This is a genomic window from Leptolyngbya boryana PCC 6306, from assembly GCF_000353285.1.
GTDB lineage: Bacteria > Cyanobacteriota > Cyanobacteriia > Leptolyngbyales > Leptolyngbyaceae > Leptolyngbya > Leptolyngbya boryana.
In genome coordinates this window covers 2779794-2796087 of sequence record NZ_KB731324.1, presented here as the reverse complement: position 1 = coordinate 2796087, position 16294 = coordinate 2779794, and the positions used below count along the sequence as shown (strand labels likewise).

15 protein-coding genes and 1 tRNA gene are annotated in these 16294 nt (G+C 47.2%); 11 read left to right on the top strand and 5 right to left on the bottom strand.

The features are described 5' to 3' along the window. Nucleotides 1-173 precede the first annotated feature (173 nt). The 7 genes from topA (at nt 174) to LEPBO_RS0114030 (ending at nt 5987) form a co-directional block, all read left to right on the top strand. On the top strand, nt 174-2882 hold the full coding sequence (gene topA, locus LEPBO_RS0114060) for a type I DNA topoisomerase (RefSeq protein WP_017288219.1): 2709 nt from the start codon (nt 174-176) through the stop codon (nt 2880-2882). 106 nt (nt 2883-2988) lie between these two features. Further along, nucleotides 2989-3062, top strand: a tRNA-Pro gene (locus LEPBO_RS0114055). Between the two features lie 296 nt (nt 3063-3358). Beyond that, nucleotides 3359-3562, top strand: a complete 204-nt coding sequence (locus tag LEPBO_RS41755) for a hypothetical protein (protein WP_081614741.1) — start codon at nt 3359-3361, stop codon at nt 3560-3562. 134 nt (nt 3563-3696) lie between these two features. After that, the gene (locus tag LEPBO_RS42910; protein ID WP_154660829.1) at nt 3697-3852 is read left to right on the top strand and encodes a hypothetical protein; all 156 of its coding nucleotides are present in this window, start codon (nt 3697-3699) and stop codon (nt 3850-3852) included. 93 nt (nt 3853-3945) lie between these two features. After that, nucleotides 3946-4410 carry a helix-turn-helix domain-containing protein gene (locus tag LEPBO_RS0114040; protein WP_017288216.1) on the top strand — a complete coding sequence of 155 codons (465 nt, stop codon included), beginning with the start codon at nt 3946-3948 and terminating at the stop codon, nt 4408-4410. A gap of 5 nt (nt 4411-4415) precedes the next feature. Beyond that, nucleotides 4416-4982: a PIN domain-containing protein gene (locus LEPBO_RS0114035; RefSeq protein WP_017288215.1), complete on the top strand. Its 567-nt coding sequence runs from the start codon at nt 4416-4418 to the stop codon at nt 4980-4982. 372 nt (nt 4983-5354) lie between these two features. Next, on the top strand, nt 5355-5987 hold the full coding sequence (locus LEPBO_RS0114030; RefSeq protein ID WP_017288213.1) for a hypothetical protein: 633 nt from the start codon (nt 5355-5357) through the stop codon (nt 5985-5987). Between the two features lie 52 nt (nt 5988-6039). Here the strand turns inward: LEPBO_RS0114030 and LEPBO_RS42330 are convergent, their stop codons facing one another. After that, a complete protein-coding gene (locus tag LEPBO_RS42330; protein ID WP_144056198.1) occupies nt 6040-6249 on the bottom strand; it encodes a hypothetical protein in 210 nt (69 codons plus the stop codon). A 37-nt stretch (nt 6250-6286) separates the two neighbouring features. Here LEPBO_RS42330 and LEPBO_RS0114025 point away from each other — a divergent pair, with 37 nt between their 5' ends. After that, nucleotides 6287-6637: a hypothetical protein gene (locus tag LEPBO_RS0114025; RefSeq protein WP_017288212.1), complete on the top strand. Its 351-nt coding sequence runs from the start codon at nt 6287-6289 to the stop codon at nt 6635-6637. 493 nt (nt 6638-7130) lie between these two features. After that, nucleotides 7131-8228 carry a PAS domain-containing protein gene (locus tag LEPBO_RS0114020; RefSeq protein ID WP_017288211.1) on the top strand — a complete coding sequence of 366 codons (1098 nt, stop codon included), beginning with the start codon at nt 7131-7133 and terminating at the stop codon, nt 8226-8228. Nucleotides 8229-9631: 1403 nt separating this feature from the next. Here the strand turns inward: LEPBO_RS0114020 and LEPBO_RS0114015 are convergent. Beyond that, complete coding sequence (locus tag LEPBO_RS0114015; RefSeq protein WP_017288210.1) at nt 9632-9961, bottom strand: hypothetical protein; 330 nt, start codon at nt 9959-9961, stop codon at nt 9632-9634. Nucleotides 9962-10472: 511 nt separating this feature from the next. Further along, nucleotides 10473-11093, bottom strand: coding sequence for a hypothetical protein (locus tag LEPBO_RS0114010; RefSeq protein ID WP_026148635.1), 621 nt, complete (start codon nt 11091-11093; stop codon nt 10473-10475). Between the two features lie 398 nt (nt 11094-11491). On the opposite strand from LEPBO_RS0114010, the gene LEPBO_RS0114000 reads away from it, so the two are divergent. Continuing rightward, a complete protein-coding gene (locus tag LEPBO_RS0114000; protein ID WP_036045873.1) occupies nt 11492-12643 on the top strand; it encodes a Fic family protein in 1152 nt (383 codons plus the stop codon). A 503-nt stretch (nt 12644-13146) separates the two neighbouring features. Further along, nucleotides 13147-14676 (top strand): putative bifunctional diguanylate cyclase/phosphodiesterase, encoded by a 1530-nt coding sequence (locus LEPBO_RS0113995; protein ID WP_017288206.1) that lies wholly within the window; start codon nt 13147-13149, stop codon nt 14674-14676. A 614-nt stretch (nt 14677-15290) separates the two neighbouring features. Here the strand turns inward: LEPBO_RS0113995 and LEPBO_RS0113985 are convergent. Further along, complete coding sequence (locus tag LEPBO_RS0113985) at nt 15291-15677, bottom strand: response regulator (protein ID WP_017288204.1); 387 nt, start codon at nt 15675-15677, stop codon at nt 15291-15293. Nucleotides 15678-16013: 336 nt separating this feature from the next. Then, nucleotides 16014-16247 carry a hypothetical protein gene (locus LEPBO_RS0113980; protein ID WP_017288202.1) on the bottom strand — a complete coding sequence of 78 codons (234 nt, stop codon included), beginning with the start codon at nt 16245-16247 and terminating at the stop codon, nt 16014-16016. Nucleotides 16248-16294: the final 47 nt, after the last annotated feature.

The following is a 16294-nucleotide window of genomic DNA, read 5'->3' as shown; positions in this document are numbered from 1 at the left end:
AGGCTGGTTTCCACGATGTCGCGTCTGTAACTCAAATCTTGAGCTTTACAGCCTGCACGACCCCTCAGGTTGGTTTTCCGTATTCCCGATCGAGCAAATTGAGTGATATTGATAGCAATACAGACACTCAGTGCGAATCCTTGTTGACCCGCGATTTCTAGTTAGACAGACTCATGCCAACTCTTGTTATTGTCGAATCCCCGACGAAAGCTCGCACCATCCGCAATTATTTGCCTCGTGATTTCCGCGTTGAGGCATCAATGGGTCATGTCCGCGATTTGCCCCAATCGACCAGTGACGTGCCTGATTCCATTAAGGACAAGCGTGTTAGAGAACTCGGTGTCGATGTTGAGGCAGGGTTTGAGCCAATTTATCTGGTGCCAAAAGATAAATCAAAGGTTGTGAAGACTTTAAAGGACGCTTTGAAAGAAGCGGACGAGTTATTGCTGGCGACTGACGAAGACCGCGAGGGTGAAAGTATTAGCTGGCACTTACTTCAGTTGCTCAAGCCGAAAGTGCCCGTGAAGCGAATGGTGTTTCACGAAATTACAGAAGAAGCGATTCACAGCGCGATCGAGAACTGCCGCGATATTGACGTAAGACTCGTGCGGGCGCAAGAAACCAGACGAATTCTCGATCGCTTAGTCGGTTACACACTGTCGCCGCTCTTGTGGAAAAAGATCGCCTATGGACTTTCGGCAGGACGGGTTCAGTCTGTTGCTGTGCGTCTGCTGGTGAATCGAGAGCGGCAACGTCGTGCGTTCAGAAAAGGCGCGTATTGGGATCTCAAAGCACTGCTCGCGATCGAAGCTGATTCCCGGCAAGAATTTGAAGCAAAACTCGTGACCTTAGCAGGTCGAAAACTTGCAACTGGTGCAGATTTTGACGAATCAACCGGGCAAGTTGCCGCAGGTCGAAACGTTGTGCTGTTAAGTGAAGAGGAAGCGAGAGCATTACAAGCTCGCTTAGATGGGAAAACCTGGACTGTTTCGGATCTCGAAGAACGTCCGGTCACTCGCAAGCCTTCCCCACCTTTTACGACCTCAACCCTGCAACAGGAATCGAACCGTAAATTAGGGCTGTCTGCTCGCGACACGATGCGAACGGCTCAAAGTCTGTATGAGCAAGGGTATATCACCTATATGCGGACGGACTCGGTGCACTTGTCCCAACAAGCGATCGCGGCTACCCGCAGTTGTGTTGAAGAAATGTATGGGGCAGAGTATCTCAGCCCATCTCCTCGCCAATACACGACCAAGAGCAAAGGCGCACAGGAAGCGCACGAAGCGATTCGTCCGGCAGGCAGCACGTTCCGCACTCCGAAACAGACCGGATTAAAAGATCGAGAGTTAAAACTCTACGATTTGATCTGGAAACGTACCGTTGCCACTCAAATGGCAGATGCGCGGCAAACTCAAGTTACAGCGCAAATTCAAGTCGAAGATGCGGGTTTCCGAGCTAGCGGCAAACGCATTGATTTTCCGGGCTTCTTCCGCGCCTATGTTGAAGGATCAGACGATCCGAATGCTGCGATCGAGAACCAAGAAATCATCTTGCCACCGATGCGAGCTGGAGATCATCCGAACTGCCGGAATCTAGAAGCGATCGGACATGAAACCCAACCTCCTGCGAGATTCACCGAAGCATCGCTGGTGAAAACTCTAGAAAGTGAGGGAATCGGTCGTCCTTCGACCTATGCCAGCATTATTGGCACGATCACCGATGAGCGCAAAGGGTACGCGCATCTGGTTGGCAATACGCTTGTTCCGACCTTCACGGCTTTTGCGGTGGTCGATTTATTGGAAAGGCATTTCCCCGATATTGTCGATTTGCGGTTCACTTCCAAAATGGAGCAAACCTTAGACGATATTGCCGCTGGGGAAGTCGATTGGCTGCCGTATTTGACTCAGTTCTACTCTGGGGATCAAGGGTTAGAGACTCAAGTCAAAGAGCGCGATAGCAATATCGATCCCAAGGAAGCCCGCACGATTCATCTAGACGATCTCGGAACCAAAATTCGGATCAGCCGAACCGGAGCCTATATCGAGTCTGAGAATGGCAATGTCAATTTGCCCAGAGATCTGCCGCCTGCTGATCTCCATCCTGCTCAGGTCGAGACTCTGCTGAAAGGACCGAACAAGCTGGGATCGCATCCTGAAACGGGAGAACCGATCTACGTCAAATTGGGACCTTACGGGCATTACATTCAGCTTGGCGACAAGACTGAAGAGAATCCGAAACCGAAGAATGTTTCGGTTCCTCCGAAGATCAAGCCTGAAGAAGTGACGATGGAAATGGCGTTGGGCTTGTTAACGTTGCCCCGGACTCTGGGAGTTCATCCCGAAACGGGTCGCAAAATTCAAGCGTCACTGGGACGGTTTGGACCGTATATTGTGCATGACTTGGGCAAAGACGAAGACGGTAAGCCGAAGAAGGATTATCGATCGATTAAAGCCCCAGATGATGTGGTAACGATTACGCTGGAACGGGCTTTAGAGCTATTTGCCGAACCCAAAGCCGTTCGCGGCAAGCGTGCAGCAGCCAAACCGCTTCGGGAGTTGGGGGCACATCCGAATGATGGAGAGCCAGTCAATATCTATGAAGGCCCCTATGGTCCGTATCTCAAGCACGGCAAGGTGAATGCTTCTTTACCGGAAGGTCAGACGGTCGAAGAGATCACGATGGATGTTGCAGTCGAGGCATTAGCGGCGAAAGCAGGAACGAAAAAGACAACGCGATCGAAGAAGAAATCAGAAACGACGACCGCGAAGAAAACAACCGCGAAGCGCGCAACCAAAACCACGACCAAGAAAACCACGACAAAAGCTGCTGCAGCTAAGAAATCGACTGGCACCAGCAAGCGCGTCAAGACAAGCGAATAGAGAACTAGAGCGCGATCTCTAACGATCGCCCTCTAGAAATTCAAAATTCATTGAAAAAATCGGACTTATTGCGCAAGGATTACGTTATACTAGTTCGAGTCTGTTACGGGATGTAGCGCAGCTTGGTAGCGCGCCTGCTTTGGGAGCAGGATGCCGCAGGTTCAAATCCTGTCATCCCGATAGGTTTCAAGGATTAAAGATTAAGGGCTTCCCCAAATCTTCCCCAAAACCGAAACACAACCGAATAAGTGAGATGCGATATCAAAGCATATTCACAGCTTTTTAAGGGAATAAAAAACCATTAAAAGCTTACGGATACCGATTTTGATACCGCCATTTTTGTTTGGTGCACGAATTCTGTAATAAGAGTATAGAGACTACAAGATCTGTGCACGGGTACTAAAGTTCACATGTATCAAGCGCGATCGCGATCTACCAATGGGAACCCTAAGCCCGTTCCCTCAAGATTTGCGCCAATGGAAAATCAATGGACAGCCCGACCCTGGAAAGTAGTTCAAGGGGTGGGAATCTCATGTCTGGTTATCGTGGTACTCGCCTTCATCTACGGCAAGTTCATTCACCATCCGTTGCGTATCTGGTTGGCAGATGGAGAATGGTGCTTAAGATTTTCTCCAGATGGATCAGGAAAAGTCCTCTACGGCTCCGAGTGCGATCGCTAATTCATGCCAATCTTCGCTGCAAATCCCAATGAAAGACGGCAAGTGCAATCGCACAATGAGAGATCCCAATGCAGCCCAGCAAATTGATCGACAAACTCAAACCCTGGGAACCCTAACCCATCCCCTTATTCCCAGTGGCAATGGAAGAAATCGAGTTGATGATGAATTTTGAGCTTGCATCTGCACCGGTGACACTCAAAGCTTGGGTCATTCTGGCAGCAATGCTTGGGCTAGTGACTTGGGGACTTTGGGCAGAGTGGCTGGCACTGCAAGACTCTGATTCAATTTGAACCGTCATGTGACAGTTTCTCTCTTTCGTTTCTTGCGTCTGTTTCGATTATTTCGATAAAATTGTGTAACCCGTTGAAGCTGGAGAAAAAATTATGACAATTACATTGCAGAAGTCCAGTCCTCCGACCCTAGAAGATATCCGTTTGGCGAAAGAAAGCAGCAGTAGGCTTGCTCGATCCATTCCAAGTCATGAATCGACGAGTAAGATCAGCGTGATCCAGGGCGAGGCAACTGGTGAGACGATCGTATTGCCGACAGCAGCGCTTCAGATGTTGGTTGAAATCCTTGCGCAGATGGCGCAGGGGAATATTGTTACTCTTTTTCCAATCCACGCAGAGCTTACAACTCAGGAAGCGGCTGATTTACTCAAAGTGTCCCGACCTTATCTAGTTAAGCTTCTTGAGGACAAGGCATTGCCTTTTAGAAAAGTTGGAAAGCATCGGCGCATTCTTTTCCAAGATCTTATGGAATACAAAAACCGTGAAGACAGCCTTAGAAGTAATGCGCTGGATGAGCTTGTAGCTCAAGCCCAAGAGCTAAACATGGGCTATGAGTAATTGGGATGTCTAATTTCACGGCTGTTTACGATGCGTGTGTTCTCTATCCTGCTCCACTACGCGACTTTTTGATGGAACTTGCTCTAACTGACTTATTTAGAGCAAGGTGGTCAGAATCTATTCACCAAGAATGGATTCGGAATGTTCTTAAGAGCCGTCCTGATCTTTCGGCTGAGCAACTTAATAAGACTAAGGAATTAATGAACAGTCATGTTCGAGATTCAGTAGTGACGAATTATGAAACATTAATTCCAGCGATTGAGCTTCCCGACCCGGATGATCGTCATGTGCTTGCTGCTGCTATTCGCTGTAACGCCAGTGTCATTGTCACGTTTAATTTGAAAGACTTTCCCGCAGACACGTTAAAGCTATATGACATTGATGCACAGCATCCAGATGAGTTCATTCTATATCTTCTAGATTTGAAGCCTCTGGCGGTTTGCACAGCAGCAGAGAGGCAGCGCCAACGCCTTAAAAAACCTCCAAAAGATCCAGAAGAATATTTAGGAACTTTGCTTCGACAGGGACTACCTCAAACAGTTTCTCGCTTGCGAGAATCGTGTTATCTCTGATGAATAATTGCTCGCAATCAACTGCTCGGTTCTCCCCAGATGGCACCGGAAAGATTCTTTATGGGGAGAAGTGCGATCGCTGAGTGTGGGGAATTCTAAACGGGCAATGCACCGCTAGTTTTAGACCATGAAGAAATTACTGCTCTCATCTGCGATCGTCCTCGGTTTGTTTTCACCTTCGGCGATCGCTCAACAATGGACTTCTGCCACTTCTGCCTTTTGACCAATTTGAAAATAGTATCTAAGAGTTTTGAGGTGAGGAATCCCGTATCTAGACTCTTTTTGCGCTCTGGTTATGAAGATTCGACAAACCCGTAAACGCCTCTATGTTTTACGGATACGATTCAACAGCACAAGCTCTGAGGGTTTGAAATGTTGAATCGTTTTGTTTTATTAGGTCTAATATCTGTAGCATTGAACTTCTCGAATACTGGGTTCTCTCATGATTACCAGTCGTTGAGAACTAAAAACGATACTCGAATCGCATCGACGAATTTAGAAGTGCTCTATCCCGATGCAGCCGTTCTAAATCGGCAGGACTGGCGAACAGCCCAAGATATACCGTGGTCAAAGGTCGCGATCGTGAAGGACGATTTCGACGGTGATTATTTGGCAGTGTTGGATAAAAATTACAAGCGAAGTGGAGGCGGAAACATTGTCTCTGAGACGGGTATTGTTAGTAATTGGGCACAGAACCGCGTTCGAGTATTTGCGTATACGCTGAGAAAACAGTGTGGTTTTTTGAATGTGGTTTGTAGAGAGGTCGATCGGACAGGTTTAGAAACAAAAACTCTAGATATTCGTATTGGCGATCAAGTATTCAATCTGCGGGGTGAAAATGGTAACTTTCCAGTGAGTCCAGAACTCGCAACCGCGCTATACAACGCTCCACCGGGAAAAGCAAAGATTCGCATTACCCTAGAGGGTAGTGGCGGTACGATCAATAACGATATTGGTGAAGGAACCGTCAAAGCTTGGAAAGTGGTTTATAAGCCTTCTAAGTAAAGGACATTCATAATGGATAGCGCGATCGCGCTATGAGAAATTCCAATTCAACTCAGCATAACGATCGCGCTCTATGAATGGAAACCTTGAACCTGTCTCTTATCCCCAGTGGCATCGTGCCCATGACAATGCCTTCCGGCACGACGTAGCCAACCGCTGCATGGCTGATTCTGGCAGTAATGCTTGGGCTGATGACTTGAGTTTTTGAGTGAAGCGATGCGCTTGACGATCTGACAGGATTTTTCGCTTGAGAAGCGCTCATGATTAATATTGAGATAAATCTCAGTAGATACTCAGCGATGACAAAAAAGCGCCCCCGATTATTGAAAGGCACAAAAAACCTAGCGATGCTGATTGCGATGACTGTCCGCAACGAGATGGAAGACTTTCATTGCAAATACCTGAGCGACGCACAAATGCGGGAACTCAATCCCATGATTAGAAACGCGATCGCCACCGCTCTCTACACCGCTAGAAACTATAGCAAAGACGAAGCCTCGTATAAATGGGCGAATTTTCAATTAAGGCTGATTCCTGAATACTGGGAGGAGCCTGAGTTAACCGAGGATTTTCGTAAACTTGTGAAGTCGCTTCGGCGGCGGCATCGGGAAGCATTGCGGAAATCTTCAGGCACAGCAGGGAAACCCTAAGCCCGTTCCCTCAAGATTTGCGCCAATGGAAAATCAATGGACAGCCCGCCCCTGGAAAGTAGTTCAAGGGATAGGAGTCTCATTCCTGCTTATCGTGATTCTCGCCTTCATCTACGGTAAGTTTGTCCACCATCCGTTGCGGGTCTGGCTGGCGGATGGGGAATGGTGCGTCAGATTTTCTCCAGATGGAACAAGAACGATTCTCTATAGAGATGAGTGCTGACGGATCGACTATCAGACCGAAACTTGGAATATCTCCAGTGCAGCAGTGAGACCGAGATCGCTGAAATATCGATAAATTTGAACGTATTGCGTTTTTAGTCTTTTGTAGAGGTCGGTAGCAGCTCAAGCTTCGCGCTGAAAGCGCATAGTTTTGACCAGCGCACTGCGATAATGAAGCAAATCCTAGAAATTCGAGGGCGAATTTTGCGTTCGAATCACGCTTCTGAGCGAACGGAGCGATCAAGTATTCTGGGCACCAAGGAGAGCAAAGTTGAATCTGGAGACCGTCTTAGAATACACGTCTGATGCCATTACCGCACTTGACACCCAGTGGAACTACATCTGCGTCAACCACAGTGCAGAACTGCTGTTGAGACGCAAACGCAACGAATTGTTGGGGCGTTCCATCTGGGCCGTTTTTCCTGACCTCTTGAATACGCCCGCAGAAGGACAACTCCGACAAGCAGCAGCAGCGCAAGTTAGCGTCAAATTTGAGTTATTCCTGCCCAAGTTATATGCTTGGCACGAAGTCCGGGCTGTTCCCACTGAGAATGGGCTGCTCCTATTTAGTCGAGATATTTCTGACCGAGTTCGTGCTCTCCGCGATGAAGCAGTACAGGCTGAAATCCGGGCGATTCTCGAACAAGCCCCGATCTCAATCTCGATTATGCGGGGACCGGAGCATCGCATCGAGATGCACAATCGCAGGTTCCAGCAGCTCATCGGCGGACGCAACTTGGAGGGATTAACGGTCCGCAATGCCTTTCGAGAATTGGAAGGGCAAGGGTTCTTTGAGCTGCTCGATCAGGTCTACACGACTGGCGTAGCCTACGAGGGCAAGGAAATGGTCGCGCGTTACGATCGCGACGGCAGCGGTGAACTGTACGAAGGGTACTTTAATATCATCTATCAGCCTCTGTTTGACCTGAGTGGACAAGTAGACCGACTTTTGAGTTTGAATATCGAGGTGACTGAAGAAGTAAAGGCACGACAGCGCATTGCTCGATTTGCGACCGAACGCGATGCCATCTTGCAGCAACTGATAGAAGGGGTGATCGTGACCGATGTGGAGGGGCGAATTACGTTTGTCAATGATGCTGCCTCACGCTTGCACGGGGTTGCCCAGCTTGATGTTCTGCCGGAAGACTATAGCGAGACATATCATCTCTACACCGAGGAAGGGCATCCTTACCCTGCAGCAGATCTCCCTTTAAGTCGAGCTGTGTTCAAAGATGAGGTGGTAAAAGAGGCACGCTGGCGGATTCGGCGACCAGATGAGACGGAAATCTTAGTGGAGGGCAATGCTCGCCCGGTCTACGATGAGCAGGGCAGAAAGATTGCTGCAGTACTTACCCTGCGAGCATTATGAAGGGAACAATGGGATAACTCATCACTGGTTCTGATCGAACACATCCTACCAGTTTCCATCAAGACAGGATCTAGTTTTTTCCCACCAAAAGCGGCAACCAGAGAGAACTCTCTCCCCGAACTAGAACTCGGACAGAAGGAGAACACGGCATCCAGTTCAATACGATCGCACTCAAGCTGGGAACCCTAATCTCGTGCTCTTATCCCATTAACAATGGAAAAAATCGATTTGATGATGAATTTTGAACCTGTGATTGCGCCAATGTGTACCGAGGCATAGTTGATTCTGGCGTTAAGGCTTGGGCTAGTCGCTTGGGGATTTTGGGCAGAGCGGCAGGATTGACGATCGATTGAAGGGCGCGATCAGTTCTGGAATGTTCAAACTGCGTTGATCGTGTTCCAAGTCATCAGTTGCAGCCTAATTGCTCAGATGTTACTTGCTCGCCCGTTTGGGAATATTAGTCTTGTGTAGTAATTTCGCGTACTCATGACTCCCGTCTGCTCGACAGGAGTTTTTTTTGGGAAATAGAAGTATCTCCGCTGACAGATCGTTTGGGAATCCCGAAATTAATCTCGTTAGTCTGCGCATCCATCTATTCATCCCATCACTCTGACGGGATTTTTTGTGTAGACATGAGTTTAGGCATATGAATTTGGGCATACTAATCTGTGTATTTTGTCTCATTACGCCCGTCTGCCCGACGGGATTTTTTTTGAAAAAGAAGTACTACACGCTCAGGGTAGCCCGTCAGTGAGATCGCTCACAGATTGTTGGACATTGTGAACATATTCTATTTGCACCTGAGTCCGTCAGTTTTGACGGGTTTTTGTTTAAGATGGGCGCGATCAACAAACTCTACTAAGGGAACTCTCAACCCGGCTCTTAAACTCAGCCAGCAATGCTTGATCGTCGAACTCGTCCCACCGCGATCGCTTTTGGCATGTTCAAACTGCGCCGCTCGCGTTCCAAGAAGGTGGTTTCAGCCTAATTGTTCAGATGGTTACTTGCTCGCCCGTTTGGGCATATTAGTCCTATGTAGTAACTTCATGAGATTTGTCTCGTGACTCCCGTCTGCCCGACGGGATTTTTTTGCCAGAGAAGCACGTTTATTATCGGAGTGTATCCCGTCAGTAATGGCGGTTTTTTTTGTTTAGGGAAAGATTCAGTGTCGCTGCTAACAGATTTTAGGGAATCCTGAAATTACTCCATTTGTTAGTTTACGCATCTATCCCGCCATAGTGACGGGATTTTTTGTTTGAGGATGAGCGCGATCGCGCTCCAAAATAAAAGCCACCCCATGAGCAGGCGGCCTCCGGTTCATAGAGCGAGCGTCCTCGCCTGTATCATGGGAGTTGTAGTCTCGCTGTAATGTTTTCGTTCTGTGTAGACTATTAGACTAAACCCTACTGCGAAATTATCAAGGTTTGTTTGACAGGTATGCTCGGAACAATGTCCGAACCAGGGAAACGCGGTTGAGGCTGGCGGGGCTTCAGTTGAGTGCAAACAACTCCAGTCAAATCGCATTCATAGGGACGTTCACCATCTTTGGTGCATATCATCGAAATTCCGCTCTGTGTGCATCTGAAACCTTCACCCTCCAGATCTCGCTGCGATGGGATTGCTGGTCTGCCCCCTGAACTGTTTCCGTTGTCCGCTGCAAATGCCTGAGTCACTCCCATGAGCGTTGTCATCATTCCTAGCCCAATCACAGTTGCAGCAATTTGTTTGTACATAGCATTCTCCTCCAACAAAAGAATTTAAGCGATAGGTACCTTGCTCTCCAATACGACCACATGATGTGAATTATGCAGAGTAACCAACAAGGCTTACTCAAGGAAAAAATCACTGAATCGTTTATCGAATGAACTATGGGATGCTCTTTGATTACCTGACGGCATTACTCAAAACACTGTCCGTTCAGATGGTTTTTGCGTAAGTCCTGTCACAAGCAGATCGTGCGATGGATTGCTACTGCTCAAGCATGTTTTGATTCATTGCTAGGCGATCGCGCAGAATCGAGCGGCGGTTTCATCTGCCTGAACGTTGCTCACGCCTGACCATAAACTGGCTTTTTAGATTGGGCATAGGAGAAAGTTAATGCGGATTTCCTATTCATTCCCTCACAACGTTCCAAAACAAAAAACCACCCCACGAGCAGGCGGCATCCGGTTCATAAGAATAAGCGTACTGAATAGCGAAGCGTATCACGAAGTTGCAGCGAGGTGTGCGCGGTAATTGGGTTTGTTATGAATGGTCAATCTCAAACTTGAGATCGTCAGCCAAGGCTGAGGCATGACCGAGAAGTATTGCTAACTGCCTTATTTTTGACTTCAACTCTTTGTTTTCAGCTTTGACACGTTCGATCGATAGACTGAGCGCCCACTCCAAAGTTTCCTTGTCATCCACTAAAAAGAAATTCAGCGCTGATGCACGTTGATCAAATTCAGGAGAATCAAGATCAAGATGGTCTCTGATACGACTCAGAAGATCTTCGATCTTTGCTTCACGTCTTCTGCGTGTCTGAACTTCTGTATAATTTCCCTCTGGGTCTGGGAGTCTGGCAAGTTGTTCCTCGGTTGGAACTGAAATATAAACCTTGCTTCCCGCTGCAATCCGCCATTGCCCATTCCCAACGTTCTCCATCTCTTTGCCGCTGGATATCGAGAAGCGGCTCCCTTCAACCGTCAGCGAATGTGAAAGTTTGAGCGTAATTCTTGCAGTTTTTTCGACTGCGGGCTTATTCATTGCTGCAAACTTTGGGTTATCGATGTGAAACCCAGGATCAAGCGTCAGAACTACGATATCGCCTTCTTCCAGGTCTGAAAGCCGCTTAGTTGATTCAATGTCAGGATCGATGCTCTCCATCTGTCCATCGCTCAATTGCTTCGCTCTTACGATATAACGTTGATCTGCTCGCTCACTAGAGTAATGCTGAGGTGCAATAACGCACACTCGCACTTCTACTGCAGAGATCGCGCTTCTACCTCACCATTGGGAACCCTAATCCTGCCTCCTTCCCAATGGCAACGAAAAATTGATCTGATGAATTTTGAGCTTGCATCCGCTGAACGACGATCACGGCATCAGTGATTCTGGCAGTAATGCTTAGCGATAGAGGACTGAAACAGCCAAACCCTTTGAATTTGAAGCAATCCAGCCCAGTTGCTACCGATTTTTGAAATTCGTGATCACGAATTTCAAAAATCGGTCTAAAATTGAAACTCGACGAAATGAGTTTCAATTTACGTTCAAATATTGCAATTATGAACAAAGATCTCTTTGTAGACGGTGCACCCGGAAGGCTTTGGGAAATTTCAGTAGAGGGTAGGAAAGACTGGGCATTCATTCCTGAGCCATTGCCAAGTGAATGGCAAGTCTCCACTGAGCTTTGGGGCTTGCTAGTTCAGGCGCGAGAGGAGCTGGCAAGGCTAGATGGAGTAGGTCGGTACATGCCAAATTACAATTTGCTCTTGCGCCCATTACAGCGACGAGAAGCATTGCGTTCATCCAGCCTAGAAGGAACCTACGCTACACCTCAGCAACTCTTGCTGTTTGAGATTGAACCTAGAGAGCCAAAATCCGCTAATGACCCCGTTAATTCTTGGCAGGAGGTTTGGAACTACAACAGAGCACTGGAGCTTGCTTTAAGTCTTTTAGAGAAAAAACCCCTTAGCCTAAATCTGATTCGGGGAATACATCATACACTTTTATCAGGAGTTCGCGGATCTCAAAGAGATCCAGGCAATTTTCGTCGTTCTCAAGTCCATATCGGCTCAGACAGAAGATTTATTCCACCGCCGCCAAACGAGGTTATGCCCTGCTTAGACACCCTGGAGAAATATATTCATCAGGAAAAAAGTCTTGAGCCTTTAATCTCGTGCTTCATGGTCCATTATCAGTTTGAAACAATTCATCCGTTTCTCGATGGTAATGGTCGGGTAGGTAGACTTGTGCTGTCATTAATGATTTATGAGCAATGTAAACTTAGTAGACCTTGGTTGTATTTGAGTGCTTTTTTCGATAAGTACAAAGATGAGTACATCAATCTCTTGTTTCAGGTAAGCACGAAAGGTAACTGGAACGACTGGATTGCCTTTTGCCTGCGTGGAACGATCGAGCAATCAAAAGATGCACTAAACCGCTTCGATAGGCTCCTTAAATTACGTAGTCAATACATGGAGTTGCTCAACCACACCGGAGGAAACATTCGACTCAGCCGCCTTGTTGACCATCTGTTCGAGTCACCAGCTATCACAGTCTCGCAATTTTCGGACATGTGTGGAATACAATACAACACTGCACGCGCCGACATATATCGCCTAGTAAATGCAAACATTCTTGTTGAGTCTGACATTGTCGCACGTCCTAAAATCTACTTTGCCCCAGACATATTAGATATTGCTTATGGGGCATAAATCGATAACTTAACCATAGTCTTCTGCCGTGTCTCGAACAGGGATAACATCCCTCAGGGAAAGATCGCTAGCCATTCTTGGGAATCCTGAGTGCATCCACTTAATTTTCCAGCACCCCGTCAGATCTGGCGGGATTTTTTGTTTAGAGAGAAGAGAAGTGTCTCTGCTGACAGATCGTTTGGGAATCCTAAGATTTTGGACTATTAAGATCGGTTTTCATTATGTTGCAACTCATTCTTTTTCATTGGCGTTGGTTGCCATAACGCATGAAGAAGAAATTTTTCTATGAGAATAATCTAGCTCTTGTTTGTTCCTTACTATCTCAGCCCAGATCCATGACACTTTCCCATAATCTCCACTTGTATTCGTTTCTGTCCCGTTTCAGCCTCGTCAACAAAAGCTACGTTGCCAAAATTATATTAATTGCCTTTCTCGGAACTCATATCCCCCTGTTATCCTTACTGCTTAATTTTGTCATCTCACATGTGTATACGTGGGAAGTCATGGTGCAAGTTCTGTCTATTGCATTAGTCGCAACTCTGGCAGGAACAGGAGCTACACTTTATGCGCTACATCGCCTCCTCGCGCCAGTCATTTTGACCTCTGCTACCTTGCAGAACTATCTGAGCACGCAAACATTACCGAAACTGCCCATAGAATTTAGCGACGAGGTAGGCACATTAATGGCGAACACCTCAAAAACGCTGCATCAGTTGGATGAGTTGATTCACTACATTAGTTACTATGATGACCTGACTGGCTTGCCCAATCGCAATTTATTCTGCGATCGCTTCGCTCAAACTCAAGCTCAGAATAACCCGCAACTGATTGCGGTGCTCGTGGTGGGAATTGATGATTTTATGGAGATGAGCCATGCTTGGAAACCTGAAACCTCAAGAATGCTATTGAGAGCGATCGCTCAGCGTTTAATCTCCTGCATCACTCATCCCAATATTCTGGCTCACTTGAATGACGATGAATTTGCTATTGCCTTATTAGAAATCTCTTCGTTTGAGAGTGTCATTCATCTCTCGCAATTGCTGCGGAGCACGCTGATGAAACCCTTTCCCATCGAAGGTCATCTCATTCATCTCACTGCGAGTGTTGGAATCAGCATCAATAGTGTCACTGCTTATGATACTGAGCAATTTTTACAACAAGCTCATATGGCGCTGCATACCGCTCAGCAGCAGGGACGAGGGCAATACCAGTTCTACTCCCCAGAAATTTCGGCTCAGTTGCAGGAACGACTAGCGTTAGAAAACGAACTATATGGGGCAATTGAGCGCGGCGAAATGTGCGTTTACTACCAACCTTTAATCGATTTGCAGACTCAGCAAGTGATTGCGTTGGAAGCATTAGTCCGTTGGCAGCATCCCACACGAGGGTTAGTTTCTCCAGCAAAGTTTATTCCCATCGCTGAGTCCAATGATTTGATTCAGTCCCTGGGCGAATGGGTGCTGCGAACAGCATGTGCTCAGACTCGGGCTTGGCAACTAGCTGGACTCCACCCGGTGCGGATATCGGTAAACTTATCAGCTCGACAGTTTGAGCAACCGAATCTTGTAGACATCGTCAAACAGATTTTGGAGGAAACCGAATTGGCAGCGCCTTATCTAGAATTGGAAGTGACTGAAAGCGCGTTGATGGTCGATATTGAGCAGTCGATTGAGATCCTAGGACAATTGCGAGACTTGGGCATTGTGCTGGCGCTCGATGACTTTGGCACAGGTTATTCTTCCTTGAATTACTTGACGCGGTTCCCGGTGAACATGCTGAAAATTGATCGCTCCTTCGTGCAAGACATCATGTCCAATCCTAATAGCGCAGCCGTAACGGATGCCATCATTGCTCTTTCCCAAAGCTTATGCCTGACTGTTACAGCCGAAGGCATAGAAACGCAAGAACAACTGGATTATCTGCAAAGTCGGGGTTGCCATGAAGCACAGGGGTTCTACTTTAGTCGCCCTGCCCCTGCGGCGATGATCACCGAAATGCTCAAAAACAAGTCTCAGAAGATCTTAACTGTTTAGCTTGACCGGGTTGTGCGTAATTTTCAACTGGAATGAGGCAAGAGCAGTCAAAACAGCAAGTTGGTTGTGATCGCATCCAACTTTGGGAAGCCCGCGCACAAAAACTGAGAATTTGTCACACAGTCATCCTGTCGATTGGGCAGGATGACTGTGTGAGGATTCACGAGATTGTACCTAATCTGAAAATCCTCAACCTGTTCCCCAGTTCCTATGACAATAGAGACATGGCTGATTCTGACGTTAATACTTAGTCTCACTGCATCAATTCTGAGTCGTGGATCACTCGCATCGCTCTTTCGAGCGAGGATGGAATTGGGAAGACTATTTCTCTCTATGCGTTCATCTTCCCTCGCGAGGGAGATCCAGTTCCAAATACCGCGATGATAGTTTAGAAGCATTAGAGTGAATTACCTAACAAACAGAAAAGACAGCGCACTTAGCGTTATATATTAAACCGCTCCAGATGAGTAACAACCAATTGGAGTTATGAATAACTCCAAGACCACGATGCACTTTTGTCGCATCGTGGTCTTGTGCTTTATATCGCTTAACTCGCTTTGTGTCCTTTCAGTACAGACTGATAGCTTGGATTGCATCATAGTGTTTTCCTGGAATTAGATTCGACGCATCAGGAGCTGCTGAATCTGAGCAAGGAGTTCAGTAGACTCAGTCTGCTTACTCAATACAGCATCGGCTTCAGGAAAAAGTTCTGTGGCTTGATCAAGGCTGTCTGGTGCAAAAAAACTCGAAATTAAGATTAGGATGGGTGGTGTCTCTAATTGCTGGCGTACTCGAGAGATCACTTCAGGACCATCCATGTCCCCTTGGTAAACCGGAGTTGGCATCGAGAAATCCACGAGCACTACGTCAAATCGATCCATCTGGGGCAGGAAGTTTTGTGGCTGGGTAAAGGAAGACACGACATAGCCTAGCTGTTGTAATCGAAGGGCTAGAGCAAAACACCAAGCCTCGTTGTCATCCACAATGGCAATGCGATTCATCCTTGCTTTCCCTCAGCAACGTTAGATCCATACTCCTTCTTATCAATCCCAATAGAAACTAGAAACCGTCTGAGGAAAGAATATGGTTCTGCTCCAGCGATCGCGCATTAAAAATCCCTCGCTCAAGTGAGAGATCGTAATTATGCGATTGAAGAATTTGCAGAACTTATAAAAAAGGCAAAGTCACGGTATCCAGTTCAAGAACGATCGCACCTTCCGCGATCGCGTCGCAAAAATCGCGAAATTTGGGGAAGCTGAACAAAAGATCATTGCCATTTGTGGTGTCCCGTCCTTGTAGCGGGATTTTTTGTGTGAAGAATGATGGGCAATCGATTGTCAGCTTGTTTGATCATCCAACCGACTGAGAATTTCTCTTGCCACGCGATCGGCTTGTGCGATCGTTTGCTGGATTTCGACATACCACTGGGATTGCTTCCCGGTTTTCAGTCGGTTCTGACTGACTCGACGTTTCCCAGCTTGGGTTTTGGCTCCCGTTGATTTGAGCCACGGTTTGAGCGTCAGCATCATCTGCCGTTGTCGCTCTCGCCGTTCCTGAGTCCATCTCTCCACTATTTATTCCCCCTAACTGATTGAGTTGCTTGTCAACGTAATTTTTA